The sequence below is a fragment of the Aliterella sp. E5.1 genome (assembly GCF_057473825.1).
Genome location: NZ_JBYCCV010000009.1, coordinates 1 through 17,138, shown reverse-complemented (window position 1 = coordinate 17,138; position 17,138 = coordinate 1). Strand labels below are relative to the sequence as shown.

The window sequence follows — 17,138 nt, the reverse complement described above, 5'->3', positions numbered from 1 at the left end:
TACTGATACTCAGCTATACTCAATCATCAGCATCCAATCAATAAAATTGCAGCAAATGGTGATGTAAAAACATAGCCAATAGTCAATGTTTGACCGGGCATAAATGGCTAGAACCAATGAGAATGAGGAGAAAACATTGTGAGATTTCACTGGCTACTACCCAGTATTTTAAGTATTTTTGTACTATCCTCTACAGCAGAGGCAGCAAAGCTACGTTCTTGGCGTTTTGATGCCAACCAAAATCGGCTGCACTTCAATACCGATGGCAGCGTTCAACCCAAAGCGAAGCTAATTTTTAATCCAACTCGCCTAGTAATCGATTTGCCAGGGACGACTTTACAACGTTCTACTGTGAAGCAACAATACGGTGGTGCAATTCGCAGCGTTCGAGTTGGTCAATTTGACGAGCGGACAACTCGAATAGCGATTGAATTGAGTCCGGGGTACAAATTAGACCCCAATCAAGTCAAAGTTCGGGGTGTAACACCTAGCCAGTGGACAGTCCAATTGCCCGTACCGCAAAAAGTGGCGGCATCTCCATCGCCCAATCGTACCTCGTTGCCTCTACCTGCATCTGTGAGAGCGAGTAATTCCGAACCGAGAAAAATCTTTGCAGTTGTCAAGACAGACGAGCCGTCTAATAAAAACTCGTCCTTGCGGAGAACAGCAACTAATTCCACCGCCGTTGTGCAAATTCACACCATTCAAGTAACCGCCGATGGTTTATTTGTCCGTACTCGTGGAGGGGGTACTCCTAGCATTAATGTTAATCGCAGTAGCGATCGCTCTCAAATTAACTTTGACTTAAGAGGGGCTGCTTTGTCGCCTCTAGCTGCTGCTAATACCAAAGTCAATCGTTTTGGGGTAAGCAATATTAAGCTCTCGCAAGTCCAATCTTCACCCCCAGTGGTCAGGATGACGATGCAGGTAAACAAAAACAGCCCAGATTGGGAAGCGGCGGTTAGTCGCTTTGGTGGCGTAACTGTGCTGCCAGTAGGTGGTGTTAGTGCCGTCAGGACGAATCCTGTCGTCGTCAGTACAACTACCAACTCCTCTGCCCAGCCAGCGCCGGGAGTCGCAACAATTGAGTCTGTAGAATTTAATGGCGATGGCAGCCAGCTATTAATTAAAACCGATCAAAGTCTTACTTACACTAGCGGCTGGGATCGTTCTTCGGGACTATATCGAATTACTTTTGCCGATACCCAACTAGCTCGCGCAGTCAAGGGACCCAATTTAACTACAAATAGTCCTTTGCTCCGAGTGCGCTTGCAGCAACCCACTCCTCGGACTGTATTAATTTCAGTTCTTCCGGCGGCAGGAGTGCGCGTAGGAGAGCTAAATCAGCCTTCTCCAGAGTTATTAGCCTTGCAATTGCAACGCTCCTCTCAAGCTTTATTTCCACCCTCGTCGCCCTCGTCGTCAACGCCGGATTTAATTTCGATTCCGACTACTCCACCACCAAATACTCCCGTACCATCAACAAAACCTCGCACCGTTGGGCAAAAGCGGATGGTTGTAGTTATCGATCCCGGACATGGAGGCAAAGATCCTGGGGCAATTGGAATTGGAGGATTGCAAGAAAAAAATGTAATTTTGCCCATTTCTAAAAAAATAGCAGCAATTTTAGAGCAAAAGGGCATTCAAGTAGTGATGACGCGAGATAGCGACTACTTTGTCGGTCTAGAACCGCGCACGGTGCTGGCAAACAAGGTAAATGCCAACGTATTTGTCAGCATCCACGCCAATGCTATGCCTGCTAAACGCAGCGATGTCAATGGTTTGGAGACTTATTACTACGATAGCGGTCAGCGTTTGGCGCGGACAATTCACAATAGTATTCTTGGCAGTATCAATATTCGCGATCGCGGTGTCAGAAAGGCAAGATTTTACGTTCTGCGTAAAAGTTCCATGCCATCTGTGTTAGTTGAAGTAGGCTTTGTTACAGGGGTCGTTGATTCTCCCCGCTTAGGAACGACAGCTTATCAAAATCAAATGGCAGAAGCAATCGCTCGCGGTATACTCCAGTATATTCAACAAAACCAGTAACTTTTTTTGCAGCTTATTTAATTTATTAGCCTGTGTCTCAATTATCTGTATCTCCTGGCATACCTGCATCTTTTGATGTGCCGCAATCTGCTTGTATCGGCATATTTGACAGTGGGGTTGGTGGTCTGACCGTACTTAGTCAAGCTGCTCTGCAACTGCCCTCAGAATCAATCGTTTATTTTGGCGATACAGCACGAGTGCCTTATGGTACGCGATCGCAAAAAGAAATTTTACAGTTTGTCCGCGAAATTATTAGTTGGATGCTACAGCAACAAGCCAAAATGGTGATTATGGCTTGCAATACCAGTTCTGCTTTAGTATTAAAGACCGTGCAAGCAGAATTTCCGATTCCGATTATTGGGACGATTTTACCTGGCTCTTTTGCGGCGGCAAAGCTCGGTCGGCGAATTGGGATAATTGCAACTCCCGCAACTGTGGCTAGTAATGCTTACAAGCACGCAATTTTGGCGCTCGATCCTACGGTTCAAGTTTGGCAAGTCGCTTGTCCTGAATTTGTACCCTTGATCGAACAAAATCGCATCCATGACCCTTATACAGCACGAGTAGCGCAGCAGTATTTAGCGCCATTATTAGCGCAAAAAATTGATACCCTTGTTTACGGCTGCACTCACTACCCCCATCTAGAGCCTGTACTGCGTTTGCTGTTATCTCCCACAGTTAAGTTGCTCGATCCAGCTATCCATGTTGTTGCTACAGCAACACAACAACTTGACTTGCTAGGCTTAACAAATACAGCTATAGCCCCGCTTCCCACTCGCTTTTATGTTAGTGGTTGTTCCCAAACTTTTGCTCAGTCTGCTCAGTTACTATTAGGTTGCACGCCAATTGTTGAAAAGGTATCTTTGACTTAGTTTGTTTGAGAAGAAGATGCAGCGCCAAAGTGGTTTTCTGCGCTTTTACCTTTTGCTTTCTACTTTTTTTCCTTGGTGTTGTGCCAATTCTAATAAGTAAATGTTCAAAATTTTCTCATTGAGCTTAATATAAAATTTTATAATTTCTTAAGCAAGTCTGGGTCTACTACAAAAACTTTCTCAACTTTTGCAACGACTCTACAGGTAAAAGTCTAATAAACTTAACTACTGCCTCAAACAACAGTCTAATTGACTTAATCCAAGCAATTATCCCAAAACCTATCGCCCGATCGGGCGATAGTTCGCTGCAAGTTTGCTCTAGCTAAAAATTAGCACTGAATCAAACTTCCCCGTTGCCGACGGTTAGCTTAAAATAAGTACAGGATATGTAAATTTTCGTAACTAAACTCAGAGTCGGCTCATCTATGACCTCAGCAACTTCTCTCTTTTCTCCAGTGGAAGCAGACCTGCGTTTGCTATCAGAGAATTTAATTAAGTTAGTCGGTACTCATCACCCAATTTTCTTTGAAGCAGCGAAACACTTGTTTGCAGCCGGAGGAAAACGGGTGCGCCCAGCGATTGTACTGCTGGTATCGCGGGCAACCATGCTAGAAGACGAAATTACTGAGCGTCATCGCCGATTAGCTGAGATTACCGAAATGATTCATACCGCAAGTTTGGTACACGATGATGTAGTAGATGAATCCCAAATGCGGCGCGGCGTACCGACAGTTAATAATTTATTCGGTAATGGTGTAGCCGTGCTGGCGGGGGACTTTCTATTTTCTCAATCTTTCTGGTATTTGGCTAATTTGGATAACTTGGAAGTAGTCAAACTGCTGTCGGAAGTAATTATGAATTTTGCTACTGGGGAAATTCAACAAGGAATGTCGCAGTTTGATACGGAAGTGACTATTGAAGCTTATTTAGAAAAAAGCTACTACAAAACTGCTTCTTTGATTGCCAATAGTTCTAAAGCGGCAGGGTTGCTAAGCGATGTCTCCAGAGAAACTGCCGAGCATTTGTACGGTTATGGTCGTCATTGGGGGCTGGCATTTCAAATAGTCGATGATATTTTGGATTTTACAGGTTCAACTAGCACCTTGGGCAAACCCGCGCTGGCAGATATTAGCAGTGGCAATTTGACGGCTCCTGCCTTGTATGCTTTAGAAGAAAAACCATACTTAGAAAAATTAATCGAGCGCCAGTTTGAGAAACCAGGAGACTTGGAAAATGCGATCGCCTTAATTACTGATAGTAATGGTATAGAAAGAGCGCGGACTTTAGCGGCTGATCACGCCCATTTAGCCGTAGAACATTTAGCCGATTTGCCTGCTTCCCCGTCCAGGCAAGCATTAATAGATATGGCTGACTATGTTTTAAGTCGGATGTATTAATTCACGGTTGGCTACATTCAAGCAAGATCGGGAGGTATTTGGTTAAAGGGATTGGGTTTTATTTGGACTTGAATTAATTTTTGGATATCTTGACGCTTAACTTCATGACCTGTACTTGCTGCTCCTGAATCCAAAAAGATGATACTATCGACCGTTTCTAAAGCTACTAACTGAAACAAAATATGCGTGACGGGAATAGGTAAAGCAATTAATTGGGCGGCAAATTCGGCGCTACTGGTAGCAAAACTATCTTGGAGAGTAGGAAAAGCATAAATTACCCGCTTTTCAAGCGTGCGATTGGTAATAGTTGTGACTAGCCAATCTGCGTCTAAGCTTTGAATAATGTAGTATTGCTCGTAACCCAACTTTGCAGCTAACTGCTTTAGTCCTGGAGCGATTTTTTCAATCAATTTTGGCGTAACACCATCGTTTGGTGCATCATCTATTAGTAATTGAATTTGTTGTTCTAAGTTCATAGCCTGTAAGACGCAAATCCGTTAATTGTTGAGTTTAGCAAGGGCGTAAAAAGAGTAGTGGCAAATCATTAATTATATGCCATCATCAAAGCGCACAACTAAGTTCTAAAAAATGCGATCGCTTGCCAATCGAAAGTTTGCGCGACAAACTACTGCTATAGAAGCGGAAGACTCAATCTTATTGCGGGTATTAGTCCAATCCTTGGTAATAGTAGGAATTGCGGCAGTGGATATTGCGGGGGGAACTCAAAGCAGTTTGTGGGCTGTACCCTTGAGTGTAGTTGGGGCAGCGTGGAGTTGGTATCGTCGTCGCGATCGCAATATTGCCCTCAAGTTTTGTATTGCCATCGGTATGCTAGTTGCGATGGCGGCATTTTTTGGGCGGCTTTTAGGTCAACTCAACGATACTAGGCTGGTATTGGCGGAGTTTTTGATTCAAATTCAAGTATTTCATAGCTTCGATCTTCCCCGCCGGAAAGACTTGGGCTACTCGATTGTGATTGGGCTAATTTTGCTGGGTGTGGCAGGTACAGTTAGTCAAACTTTGGCTTTTGCGCCAATTTTGGTGCTGTTTTTGGCGATCGCCCTGCCGATATTGGTCTTAGATTACCGTTCGCGATTGGGAATAAAAGAGAGGGTTAAAGATAAGGGGCGAAAAATCAAGCCGATCGCGCTTAGTAATATCAAAAGTGGCAGCAAGTTATTTTTAATTGTTGCCAGTTTGGGAATATTAATTTTTGCTTTTTTACCTCGATTTCCTGGTTATCAGTTGCGGACTTTTCCTGTTAGTCAAACTATTGATTTTCAAGGGCAATTTGATGGCAGAAATATTGTCAACCCTGGCTACGTGAATGGGGGTACGGGAAGCGGTGGTACGGGGACGGGTAGAGAGCAGCGAGGGGGGGGGCGGGCCGATCCGACATTCTATTACGGCTTTAGTAGCGTTATCGATCAAAATTTGCGAGGGGAACTCAAACCAAAAATAGTCATGCGCGTGCGGAGTCAAGCTGAGGGATTTTGGCGAGTGCTGGCTTTTGACAAATATACAGGCAAAGGTTGGGAGATTTCTCGCAACGAGCAAGTCCAAAAGTATTCCCGCTCTAGTTGGTCTTACCAAATATCTTTACCTCTACCCCAAATTCGTGGCAAGACTAAAGAAGTAGTGCAGACTTATACAGTAGTTTCGCAGTTGCCAAATTTAGTTCCGGCTTTGGCGTATCCCAAACAAATTTACTTTCCTACTAGAGAAATCGCGGTGGATTTAGAAGGAGGGTTGCGAAGTCCTGTAGGATTGGGGGAGGATATGAGCTATACGGTAATTTCTGAAGTCCCTTATCGAAATCGCGCTGCCTTACAACTTGCGAATAATCGCTACTCTAAAAGTATTCAAGATTACTATCTGCAAATTCCGACGGCGATTAAAGCCAAAGTTGGCGATCGCACTGAGGAAATTTTAGCTAACTACAATCAAGAGCGAGTAGCCAAATCTAATCAGCCTCTAACTTCTGTTTATGAAAAAGCTCTCTACCTTGCTCAGTATCTCAAGCAGCGCTACACAGTTCCTGACAATCCTTTGGGCTTGGCTTTATTAGCTAAAGATGAGGACTTGGTAGAAGCATTTTTATTTAAAAATCAAGGTGGCTATCCCGACCAATTTTCGACAACTTTAACAATGATGCTGCGCTCCATTGGCATTCCTTCTCGGCTTGTAGCAGGCTTTAGTTCGGGGCAATTTAATCCATTTACAGGATTATATGTGGTTCGCAATACCGATGCTTACGCGATGAGCGAAGTTTATTTCCCTGGTTATGGTTGGTTTACTTTCGATCCAATTCCCGGTCATCCCTTAATTCCACCATCGATTGAAGAATCGCAGACATTTGGAGTTTTACGCAAATTTTGGCAGTGGATAGCAGGATGGTTGCCAACCCCTGTTACCGGATTACTTAATAATATATTTTTGTGGTTGGGAAATGCGATCGCTTGGTTTTTGGGGTTATTTGCTCAAGGCTGGTGGGGGACTTTAAGGGGGTTAATTATTGCTACAGGATTAGGTTTTGTTGGTTGGTTGAGTTTACAGCAGTGGAGAAAGTTGCTTAACCACCGTAAGTTGGCTAAGTTGCCGCCAATGGAAAAACTATATCAACAAATGCTGGCTTGGACGGCACAAAAAGGCGACTTCAAGCATCCATCGCAAACACCGTTAGAATACGCTCAAGGCTCTTATCAGCGTCATTCTCCTCTAATCGCCGAGGTAATTGAGGAGATTTGTCAGGCTTACATTGGCTGGCGATATGGCAGTCAATCGCCGAATTTGGACTATTTAAATCAGCGATGGCGAACTATTCGGGCAACAGACGTTCGAGTTAATTTTGGTAAGAAAAGCAAGTAATGGTGCTGGGTGGATAAAAAAAATTAGTATTGAGCAGCCCGCCCCCAGATTTGGGAGCAGATTGAGTTATTAGAGCTACTCGATAGTCTTGCTAATTTTATTTAATCGCTTGCCCAAGCGTTGTACAGCCCCTTTGATGCCTCTAGGAGCTTCTGCCGCCGCTTCGATGGTTTGTTCGCCTAGGGTTGCCAAGGCTTTAGAAAGATCGGTCTTTTTTCCTTTACCAGACTTGAGAGATTGCTTCAGTTGCTTGAGGTTGTCAGCAATTTTTTGAGAATGCTTGTCCTCTAACTTTTGCAATATCCCGTACCAGTGATTGATCGCTGCTGTGGCTACGCTCATATCAACAGACTCTAAGTCTTCATCTAGCGTCTCTGTTAAAGTATTGATGCTGTCGATATTTTCTTGGTCTTCAGCTTTGCCTAAAGAGTTTCCAACTTTAGTTAGTTGCTTGCCTAGTTTTTGCAACGTTGCTTTTGCTTCTTTGTCACTATCGGCGGCAATATCCATTGTGCGATCGCCTACATGAATTAGGGCTTCACCAACTTCATGTCCTGATGCTTTACCACCTTTGAGTAATTGCTTTAGTTCTTTAAGACCATCTGCAAGCTCTTTACTGTCTTTGTCTTTAGATTTGTGCAGGGCATTGTACCACTCATCTATTGACTCCAAACCAGCCTCCGTGTCTATAGAGCTTAAGTCACCTTGCAAAAATTCAAATAGTGAATCTAGATTTGGACTATCTTTTGTCTCACCATTTGTAGGTTGAGATTTACTTTTAGAATCTTGCTTAGAGTCTGCCTTGCTAGACATATTTCTTATCCGGTTAATAGATTTATTCCATCACTCAGCATATAGAGCTAGATTCTTGACTTCCTCATCCTTAAGTTAAATATCGCTGCACTCAGAGCGAAAACAGTTCTTTTATACCTGCGCTGCCAATTTCTACAGCTAAAGCCGCCAGCAAAAAACCAAGTAATTGAGTAACGATGACTGCGCCTTCTGCACCGATAAATTTATCGATGCGACTTGCCTGACGGACAATAAACCAAGTTACCACCATCGCCGCTACAATCCCAATAACTACGCTTAAACGCGCTTCAGGAGACTGAGACATTAGCAGCATAACTGTAGTTAAAGTTCCTGGTCCAGCTAGTAAAGGAAAAGCGAGGGGAGTAATTGCTACATCTCGCTCTTGCTCAACAATGGGGGTATCTATTTCTCCGTTGAGCATTTGCAAAGCAATCAATAACAATAGTAAGCCTCCGGCTACCTCTAGAGATCCGATGCTGATATGCAAGTAATCCAAAATAACTTGTCCAGCAAAGGCAAATGCAAGTAGTACCAATGTTGCTACTACACTAGCTTTATCGACTACTTTATTTCTTTGTTCCAATTCCATGCCTTTAGTAAGAACAAGAAACAAGGGTGCATTACCCAAGGCATCAGCAATCACAAATACCGCAATAAATGCTTTAACTAAGACAGGAAAATTCACTTGGCATCAGGTAAAAAAGGTCTTTAACAACCTTAACGTGAATCTCCTTTAAACTTGCTGCTATTGCTTTTTTAAGCTAACACTTTAATTTTTGCTGGGCTTAAGCCAGCTAAATATTTGAGCAACAGTTATTTCTAAGCCTATAAATTCTGGAATAGGTAATATATCTTGTCCTGTAAGCTCTATAGGCTGCTGTCCTGGAGAAAATGCGATTGCAATTTTTGCACTAGGCTCGATAAACCACCCTAATTGAGTGCCATATTTGAGACAGTGCAAGATATTACTAATAACTTTAGTGGCGTTTTGGTCGGGTGAAAGAATTTCTATAGTCCAATCTGGATAGATTTTAAACACATTGCCAATTTCTCCATCTGCGTCAAATGGTATTCGCTGCCAAGAAAATACTGTTATATCTGGGACAATGGAGCGATCGGCAAAAGTACAACGTAATTCTGGAAAAGCTAGGGCAATTTGTCGCTCCTCGGCTGCTTGATTTATAGCCTCGCAAAGCTTGAGTTGCAGCCGGGAAGGTTTGCCTTGAGGCATAGGTTTTTGGTAAATAAGTCCGGCAATAAATTCGCTGGCTGGCTGAGTTTCGGGAAATGCTAAAAACTCATCTAAAGTTAGTAATCGATCTATTGCAGTCGTCATAGGCGAGTATTTTTTTCGTCAAAAAGACTTAAGGATTTTTGAATTCTTTTCAACTTTTGCTGGCGAATTTCTTCGTCAAACCTAGCTATCACTTCATCAAGTTGCAATCCTAACTCCTCAAATTCCAGACGCGCGCGACGCAAATTACTTACTAGACGTAAATCAACGGACGGACTTGGCATTAATGGTTGTGTCATAGTAACTTCCACTCAGTCTTGATTTCTTGAATACTTTGTTCTAGTGCTGGCAGCCTAGCTTCTGTACTTTTTATAGCTTGCATTACTAGCTCTAGCATATCGCCTGGAACATGAGGCTGAACGTTAAAGACCCGAATTTGTATAATTGAAAATTGTGAAAATTTCTCTGTAGCTTGCTCCGCAACGCTTTGTAATTCATCAAGATAGACAATTGTCCTTTCTGTTTCACCAAATCTGTCGAATAGGGCAAACTCCGCATCTCTAGAATTTTCAATCACATCAGCTAATTGTCGTTTCAATCTCCAAATTGTTTCATAGATGCCGTTTGGGAGTTTTGCCATAAGTGTAGCTACTATAAAAGTTAATTATTCACCACTTGCAAGGTAGAATCCGCCGATCGCCCAAATTCTTCTGGTGCGTATTGTAAATGTACTTCTGCGCCGGGATAAACAAAGGTTCCGGGAGTAACAGAACGAACTAAGTAATGCAGGCTATATACTCCAGGTTGCAAGCTGTTGCCATAAGCCACAATGCGATCGCGATAAATTGTTTGATAGTCAATTTCCCAGTTATCTTGCGTTGCCTGAAAATAAGGCGTAGCAGTTTGAAAACTTGTATCTACCGCTTCAAAGCCTGCTGGTATCGGGTCAGTTATTACTACATTATTTACCTCATGGTCAGTAGTAATTTCTAAACCAATATCAAATACTTGTCCGCTACTTACTTTAAGCGGCTCACCTATATCATAAAGCCCTAAGCGTTGCAACACCTTTGGCTCATTAGCTGCTCTAATTTCCCGCACCACACGCAACCCATTAAGAGCGCCTGGTTGATTGCCTTGCAAGCGATAGCGGTAGGCAACTAAGTAATGCAATAAGCCTTGACCAGATTTTTTGAGGATCAGATCGTGTTTACCGCGAGGAAGATTAGCTATTGGCACTTTTACCTCTAGGTTAGAATTGCGATCGCCTGCTAACTTGGTTGAAGCTAGTTGTTTGCCAGCTAGTTGCACTGTGGCTGTCAAATTATTAGGTTTGGGTTGAATCTGGCTGTATTCCACCACCGCAGTTAAAGCTTCAGCGTTGTCATAAGTGCTTGCCCAAGTTCCCTTGCGGCGCTGTGCCAAAAGTCCTTGCAATAGGCGATCTAACGTTTCTGGTTGCTTATTTTGGGCGACAAATAAGCGCAAAGCTTGAGCTTGGACTGTAGTAGGCGAACTAATCCATCTCCAACCTGGAGGTAGATTAACTGTAGCGCTGCGCCCCGTCTGGTAAACAGTTTCTTGCAATTGGTCAAATAGCGTTTGAAATTCTTGCTGCCATTGAGGAAATTGGGAGAGGTAACGAGCTAGTTTTATTTGGCTAACGGCATCAAATTGGCTTCTATATTCATAGATGTCTGCCAAAAAGTCAGTGCGTATATCTCCAAGTGCAGCTAAACCCATCAAAGCCTCTAGTCGTACTTGATTTTTGCATAGTTGTTGCTTGCAGAAATCGTATTGACCGGGATTAGTGAAGATTTTGTCTAAATAAGTCTCTAAACGACTCACCATTGCTGAATTAGGCTTAAATCCAGCAGCAGTCGCTTGAGCAATACTTTGCGCCGCGTAGGGAGAAACAAAAGGATCGGAGGTTTCTTGTTTGGGGAAAGCTGCAAAACCACCATCCGCTCTCTGGAGTTTCTGCAATACTGCTAATGCTTGACTAGCTTGCACTACAGGATTAAATTCAGGGTTTTGCGAGTAGGAATTGCCGAGTTTCGCTAAGTTAGATGCGATCGCAAGTTTACTTGCCGCAGGTTCCAAAAATGGTAACTCGTTATCTGCCAAAACCTGTTCGGCGGGTGCAGTAATTTGAGCAATCAGCGTACTTGCAGTCGAAACTTCTAAGCCGCCTGTCGTGTTAACGACATTTTTATCTACATTCACAGGAATCTTTATCTGCTTGTTAGTTACGCCCGTTTCTACTACTTGTTCTGTAACTTCTAATGGCTTGACTTCTAGCGGTACGGCAAAAGCATCGCTTGTACCATTGAGTTGAGTTTTAAATTGGACTTGGGTGTTACCTGCCGTATTTACCACCATTGGAAAACGGTAAGCGCTAGTTCCTGACACGGCTTGAACTTGCAAGCTGCCAGAATTATCAGCAAAAGCTACGCCACCCTTGAGACTGCCAGTAATAGCTAGGTTTGTAGATTGTCCAGTCGTGTTAGTAACGGATAAACCCCCCTCAAAGTAATCGCCTGGGCGGACAAATTGGGGCAATACTGGATTAGATAGCAAGGGTTTGGTAGTAATAAACGTTGTCTCGGCATTGCCAAAATGCAAATTGCCATCAGTAGCCACAGCCATCACTCGCCAAGTTGTCAGATCGTCGGGTAATTTGAAAGTTACGCTAGTTTGCCCGTTGTCATCAGTTAAAACTGAGCCGTTGTAGTAAGCCAAGGCTTGAAAGTTTGTTCTAGTGCGGGTATTAGCTGCCCCATTGGAAAAGCCTCCACCATAACCCCAACCTTTCTGTAAGGGCGAGGAAAGCGGTTGTAAAACTACATCCGGGCGATTGTCAGCAAATCGAGTAGAAATTGATTGTTCTGCATATACTGTTGATACTAGATCTGGTGGTCTGTAGCCGCTCAGTTGCAATACAGCTTCATTTACCACCATCACAGTAAATTGTCCTTTGATAGGTCGATTTTGCAGATCTCTAATTTCTAGCTTTACTGTTTGTTCCGTACCAGGTGAGAGTGTTTGACTATTAGCCGTAGCCTGCACTTTTAAATACTTATCGTCCAAATTAGTATTAAACGGTGCAAAACCAACTCTTACTAATTTATCTAGTTTGCCTGGTTCTACTTGCGACAAAGGTTTGCCTTGACGGACTAACACCGCTTCTACCGCCGCATTGGGCAACATATCTTCCGTAACTTGGAATTGAATTTGTGGCGCTGCACCCTTAACTTGAACTATGCGGCGTTCAATAAAGTTGTGGCGGATAATCGCAAAATGCAACTCAGCTTCAAGATAAGGCGACTGAATAAGAACATTTGCTGTTTCACCAGGCTTGTAGGTATCTTTATCGAGGCGAAGTTCCAAACGATTATTGGTATATCTACTCCCCCAATCTACCGGACTATCACCCGCCGCCCATATCTGCATATCTGTAGCAGTAGTATCATCTTTGGCATCGGCAAAATTAGCGCGGATGCGATAGGAACCCGACTCAGGAGGAGTTAGAGCGACTGATTGCGCCGCCTGCGTTGAGCTAATTTCTGTTTGTTCGACAGTTTTGTATTCCACCTGATTTTTAGGTGTTTGGCTGCCTTCTACAACTTGAGTCACGCTGCTGTAGATAATTTGTTGCAATTCCAAACGCACTGGTTGCCCAGTTATTGCTTTCCCGGTGCTGTCAGTAACAATTACTTGCACAGGCAAAGATTTACCCGCGTCGGCAACAAAATTGCTTTGCAAACCAATTAAGACTTCGCTCGGTAATACTGTAAAGGTCTGCGAATTAGCCACCGATAGATTAGACACATCTGTAACTTGCGCGTCTACTCTGTAAGTCATGGGATAAGGAACATCTTTCGCTACCGGAACAATTTGACTGCTTTTCCCTTCTTCATCAAGTATTTGCTCTGACTGCAACACATCGGTAGCGATTTCTGGCGCTTCTTCTGGCCAAAACCACTTGCGTCCAAAAGAGAATTTGTCCCAAGTCTTGGGTGTAAAATCTGTTTGGCGGCGCGTGACGTAATATTGAACTTTGCCACCTTCTACCGGAGAACCAAATAGATAACTACTAGCAGCTTTTGCTTCTACCTTGTCGCCAATTGCTGCAAATTCTTTATCTAGAGCGAGATCGACCTTGAAATTCGGCGGTTTAAATTCAGCAATGCGAAATTCTCCTGATATTTCGGCTCCAATGCTTGCTTTTGCCCGAATTGAATAGTAACCCAAAGCTCGCTCCGGTTTAATGGGCAATTCTAAAGAAAACGTACCAAATTCGTTAGTTGTTTGACTGCCCAAATCTGTCTTTTTACCGTCAGGATCTTCTAGGGTGACTGCATAGCGACTATTTTTATCTTGCTTGAGAATCCCTCCTTGCAGATAGTACGCCATCCCTGTAAACCAAGCTTTTTCGCCTGGTTGGTAAAGCTGTCTATCGGAAAAAATTACCCCTCTAGACTGGAACTTACCACTATCCCAACCTGCATCTATACCGAAGTCGTAAGCGCCGCTATACTCTAGAGAACGAGCAAAAGCCCAGTCATTGGCAACACGTGCGAGCGCAAGTAACTTAGGAGCATCTTCAGAATTGCTATAACACTGCTGCAAATCTTGGCGGTTGAATAATACTGTACCAGTAGAATCTGTTTGGGCGATCGCGCAGGGTTGAGGTGGGGTTCGAGATTTTGCCTCTAACTTCGATTGATAAATCTCTACAGTTGCATCCTTAACTACCGCACCATCGCTGAGGTTATGTACTCGCACCATTCCCGAATCGGGAAACCATTGAGCAAATAAGCCTAAATTAGTTAACTGTACAAGTCCATAATTAGTAGATTCGCGCCATTGTTGTTTTCCTTCTTCTTGGTAGCTATTAGTCCGCGCTTGTACTCCATAAGCCAACATCCCCGTAGCAGCGCCGAATTGTTTTTGTAAAGGTACAGCTATGTCTTTGTATTGATTTTTTTTGCTAGATACCTGAAAACTTTGCCAACTAGCCGGGTTAGGCAATAAATCCTTACCTTCTCCTCTGGGATAAGCGGAATCAGTATAAACCAAATCCGTAGGCTGCACTACTTGATAAGCGGCTTTATACTTCGATTCTGGCAGATTAATTGTTGAGATATTTAGTTGTAAATTCTTACCAGATGGAAAAATATTTAAGTCGGAAGGAACCCATATATCGCCAGCTAAATCGCCAGTTTGATATTTTACTGTTATGGGTTTGCCTAAAGTTTGCCCAAACTTATCTTGAATCTTTGCACCTAGAGTAACTGTATAAGTAGTTTGTGGCTCTAAGGCATAAGGGTTGAGATTGACAATCTTATCGCCTTCATACACTTGGACTAATCGCGGAGTTTTCTTAGGGGCGGGGGTAACAGTAATATCTTCACTAGAGGATGCTACTAAAGGATTATTAAATTGCAATTGGGCGCTACCTTTAGTAAATCGTCCAAAAGTACCGCCAGCATCCGGTTGTCCGATAAAGTTGATATGCTCAAAAGCAAGAGGCGCGTAAGTTGCAACCTTGCTTGTAAAAGGCATTGCACTAAGCAAATTACCATCAAGACTCCGCAAACCAGAACCCACTTCCCAGCGATAAGTAGTTGCTTTGGTTAGCGTTTGACGGGGTTCTAAGCTATAAACCCAATTGCGAGTAGATGGATCGAACTTTTCTTCCGGTTCGATAGCTGCCAATTTTTCTTCCTCGTCCAAAGCAACATTAAAGGAAATACTTTGCTTTTTTCCTTCAGGAATCAGCTTTACACGCTCCTTGAGTGTATCGAGGTTTAGTTCTACATTCGAGGTAAATTTTAGTTTGGGCTTAATATCAATTGGTTCAACTTCGCCACTTTCGCTAGTTCCAGGCAAATTAGTTAATTTAATTGCTTCCGTATTAAAAGTCCAGGCTAAATCTTGCTCTAAACGGTGATTTTTTAAGTTTGCGAGTCCTGCTTTGAGAGTAACCTGTACTCGCGTTGCTTTCGGGAGTGCGGATTGCGCTTGAAAACCTACCATCCGGGGAGTAAGAAAGCGAAATTGTCCTTTTAAAGGCGGAAAAATTGCTATTTTTTGCAGAATTTGCTGTTGATTGGGGCTATCAATACTTTCAACTGGAATTAAAGCTTCCTTGAAACGGATGCGAATTTGCGATCGCACTCCAGTTTCACCTACCGGGCTAATTTGTTCAATCCAATCGGGTAATTGCGGCGTAGGTAAAGGAGCAACCAAAGGGAGAGGCTCGTTTCCAGAGATATTAGCAACATTGCAGCTTGCTATGCCTAATAGGATAGAAAGCGCTAATAATACCTGTATCCCATATCTAACAATAGCTTGCATAATTTTCCTTGACCACCCCTGCATCGATTAAAGCCTACAAATTGACTAATCAGGGCGATCGCAAAGTTCCTTAATCAAAGCAGATACTCCCAATACTTGGCTCGTCTATCGATTTCCGCATTTTGTGAGTAATTAATAGTGAAGTTTATTGGAAAGCTGCGACAACGCACGCCTAGATAAATGCGACTGAGATTGTTTTGTTCAATCGCTTCTCTAAGCGTAAAATTTGCTGCATATCGCGGACGGGTAGCACCAGTATTATCTACAGCCTTACGACGAAATTCCGGGTCACGCTCAATAATATCGTTTTTGCCACATTCAATTACCTGGTCGAAAGCAAGGGCATACTCAACGCTATTCAAGGCTGGTGGTGGAGCTAAAGGCGCATCATTTACAACGCCATTAAGCGCGCAAAAGGCTTAACTTGTCCCCAAGTACGACCAAGAGTTATTTGCTTCGGATTAAGAGGATCGGGACGGTGGCGACCAGGCTCTAGACTAAAGTTACTATCCATATCTGGCGCACTAGAACCATCTTTGACACGAAAATCGAACCAGGCAGCCGCAACGTGCCTACCATAGTTCAATGCTTCCGAGTTAACTCCAATAGTAAGCCGTGCAGTTTCTGTAGAAATGAATTGAACGAAGTCAGGATAAAGTCTCTCTGCCGCGAGGATACCAGCCCCTAGGAGTGCCGCCGTTCCTGTTGCTTCGTCCTTGCCGATTCCTTCGGGTGGATGCGGTAGGTTTCCAAGTTGGGGATTAAGTTGTCCTGTAACTTTTGCATAAGCATCATGGGCAGCAAAGTGAATAATAGCCAATGCCCTAGAAGTTTTGGTAGGGCCCGCATTATTAGGTGCTTTGTGGCAATCGTTAAAGCTGAAATCTTTGGCAACTAGGTTAAGAGCTAATTTGTTAATACTCAGAATACTCATTGAAGTCCTCCGGATCTCAAAATGAAGTGCTTTGTCTAAATATGTTTTCAATTCGCACCCTTGAGATTTAGCAAAAAAACTCAAAACTCATTACAAATCTGCTAAAGCAGTTTTTTTGTCAAAAAGCTAAAATTCAGGCATTAGATCCAAGGGCAAGCCGTCATGCCACAGTACGACCCATTGCAATACCTACCATCTGCAACCGAACTGCCGGATTCTGACGATACACCTGTGGATAATGAATTTAAAGACCTAATTCCCGGCTTACTGCGTTCAATCTTAGCTTTGCTGTGGAAAGATCGCCAAGACTGTTTTTTTGGCATAGATATGGGCATTTATTACAGCTACACGCCCAAAGTCCGCCCAACTCCTCTAGTTCCCGATAGTTTCCTCAGTATTGGCGTACCAAGGCGGAGAAACAACAAAGGGCGCTTAAGTTACGTACTGTGGGAAGAAAATAATATTGTCCCATTAATAGTTTGGTAGTGCCAAATATGTAAGGATAAGTGGAAAGATTATGTAGAGAGAGTTGTATGAGTGAAGAGAAGCTAAACTGTCCAAAATGCGGGTCAGAAAGAATAGTAAAAAATGGCTTCATCCACAACGGC

At 43.3% G+C, this 17,138-nt stretch carries 13 protein-coding genes and 1 pseudogene; 5 read left to right on the top strand and 9 right to left on the bottom strand.

Features of this window, described 5'->3' with window-relative positions; all coding sequences use genetic code 11:
• Window positions 1-138: 138 nt before the first annotated feature.
• The 3 genes from AC2VE5_RS05450 (at window position 139) to sds (ending at window position 4,318) form a co-directional block, all read left to right on the top strand.
• Window positions 139-2,049 carry an N-acetylmuramoyl-L-alanine amidase gene (locus tag AC2VE5_RS05450; protein WP_486886762.1) on the top strand — a complete coding sequence of 637 codons (1,911 nt, stop codon included), beginning with the start codon at window positions 139-141 and terminating at the stop codon, window positions 2,047-2,049.
• A 32-nt stretch (window positions 2,050-2,081) separates the two neighbouring features.
• Window positions 2,082-2,921, top strand: a complete 840-nt coding sequence (gene murI / locus AC2VE5_RS05445) for a glutamate racemase (RefSeq protein WP_486886761.1) — start codon at window positions 2,082-2,084, stop codon at window positions 2,919-2,921.
• Window positions 2,922-3,346: 425 nt separating this feature from the next.
• Window positions 3,347-4,318, top strand: coding sequence for a solanesyl diphosphate synthase (sds, locus tag AC2VE5_RS05440; RefSeq protein WP_486886760.1), 972 nt, complete (start codon window positions 3,347-3,349; stop codon window positions 4,316-4,318).
• Window positions 4,319-4,335: 17 nt separating this feature from the next.
• Here sds and AC2VE5_RS05435 read toward each other — a convergent pair whose 3' ends face one another.
• Window positions 4,336-4,794 (bottom strand): hypothetical protein, encoded by a 459-nt coding sequence (locus AC2VE5_RS05435; RefSeq protein ID WP_486886759.1) that lies wholly within the window; start codon window positions 4,792-4,794, stop codon window positions 4,336-4,338.
• Between the two features lie 112 nt (window positions 4,795-4,906).
• On the opposite strand from AC2VE5_RS05435, the gene AC2VE5_RS05430 reads away from it, so the two are divergent.
• Window positions 4,907-7,186, top strand: coding sequence for a transglutaminase TgpA family protein (locus tag AC2VE5_RS05430; protein WP_486886758.1), 2,280 nt, complete (start codon window positions 4,907-4,909; stop codon window positions 7,184-7,186).
• Between the two features lie 75 nt (window positions 7,187-7,261).
• Here the strand turns inward: AC2VE5_RS05430 and AC2VE5_RS05425 are convergent, their stop codons facing one another.
• The 8 genes from AC2VE5_RS05425 to AC2VE5_RS05390 all read right to left on the bottom strand — a co-directional run bounded on the left by AC2VE5_RS05425 (window position 7,262) and on the right by AC2VE5_RS05390 (window position 16,530).
• Entirely contained in the window at window positions 7,262-7,999 is a 738-nt protein-coding gene (locus AC2VE5_RS05425) for a hypothetical protein (protein WP_486886757.1), read from the bottom strand.
• A 91-nt stretch (window positions 8,000-8,090) separates the two neighbouring features.
• A complete protein-coding gene (locus AC2VE5_RS05420) occupies window positions 8,091-8,684 on the bottom strand; it encodes a MarC family protein (protein WP_486886756.1) in 594 nt (197 codons plus the stop codon).
• Window positions 8,685-8,768: 84 nt separating this feature from the next.
• Complete coding sequence (locus tag AC2VE5_RS05415; protein ID WP_486886755.1) at window positions 8,769-9,335, bottom strand: Uma2 family endonuclease; 567 nt, start codon at window positions 9,333-9,335, stop codon at window positions 8,769-8,771.
• Window positions 9,332-9,532 carry a hypothetical protein gene (locus AC2VE5_RS05410; RefSeq protein ID WP_486886754.1) on the bottom strand — a complete coding sequence of 67 codons (201 nt, stop codon included), beginning with the start codon at window positions 9,530-9,532 and terminating at the stop codon, window positions 9,332-9,334. The genes AC2VE5_RS05415 and AC2VE5_RS05410 overlap by 4 nt, the downstream gene beginning before the upstream one ends.
• The gene (locus AC2VE5_RS05405; protein WP_486886753.1) at window positions 9,529-9,873 is read right to left on the bottom strand and encodes a hypothetical protein; all 345 of its coding nucleotides are present in this window, start codon (window positions 9,871-9,873) and stop codon (window positions 9,529-9,531) included. Before AC2VE5_RS05405 ends, AC2VE5_RS05410 begins: the two co-directional genes overlap by 4 nt.
• Window positions 9,874-9,893: 20 nt before the next feature.
• Window positions 9,894-15,596: an alpha-2-macroglobulin family protein gene (locus tag AC2VE5_RS05400; protein WP_486886752.1), complete on the bottom strand. Its 5,703-nt coding sequence runs from the start codon at window positions 15,594-15,596 to the stop codon at window positions 9,894-9,896.
• Between the two features lie 74 nt (window positions 15,597-15,670).
• Window positions 15,671-15,958, bottom strand: coding sequence for a hypothetical protein (locus AC2VE5_RS05395; protein WP_486886751.1), 288 nt, complete (start codon window positions 15,956-15,958; stop codon window positions 15,671-15,673).
• 29 nt (window positions 15,959-15,987) lie between these two features.
• Window positions 15,988-16,530 carry a hypothetical protein gene (locus AC2VE5_RS05390; protein WP_486886750.1) on the bottom strand — a complete coding sequence of 181 codons (543 nt, stop codon included), beginning with the start codon at window positions 16,528-16,530 and terminating at the stop codon, window positions 15,988-15,990.
• A gap of 162 nt (window positions 16,531-16,692) precedes the next feature.
• Here AC2VE5_RS05390 and AC2VE5_RS05385 point away from each other — a divergent pair.
• A pseudogene (locus tag AC2VE5_RS05385) lies at window positions 16,693-17,004 on the top strand (Uma2 family endonuclease); the annotation flags it as partial.
• Window positions 17,005-17,138: the final 134 nt, after the last annotated feature.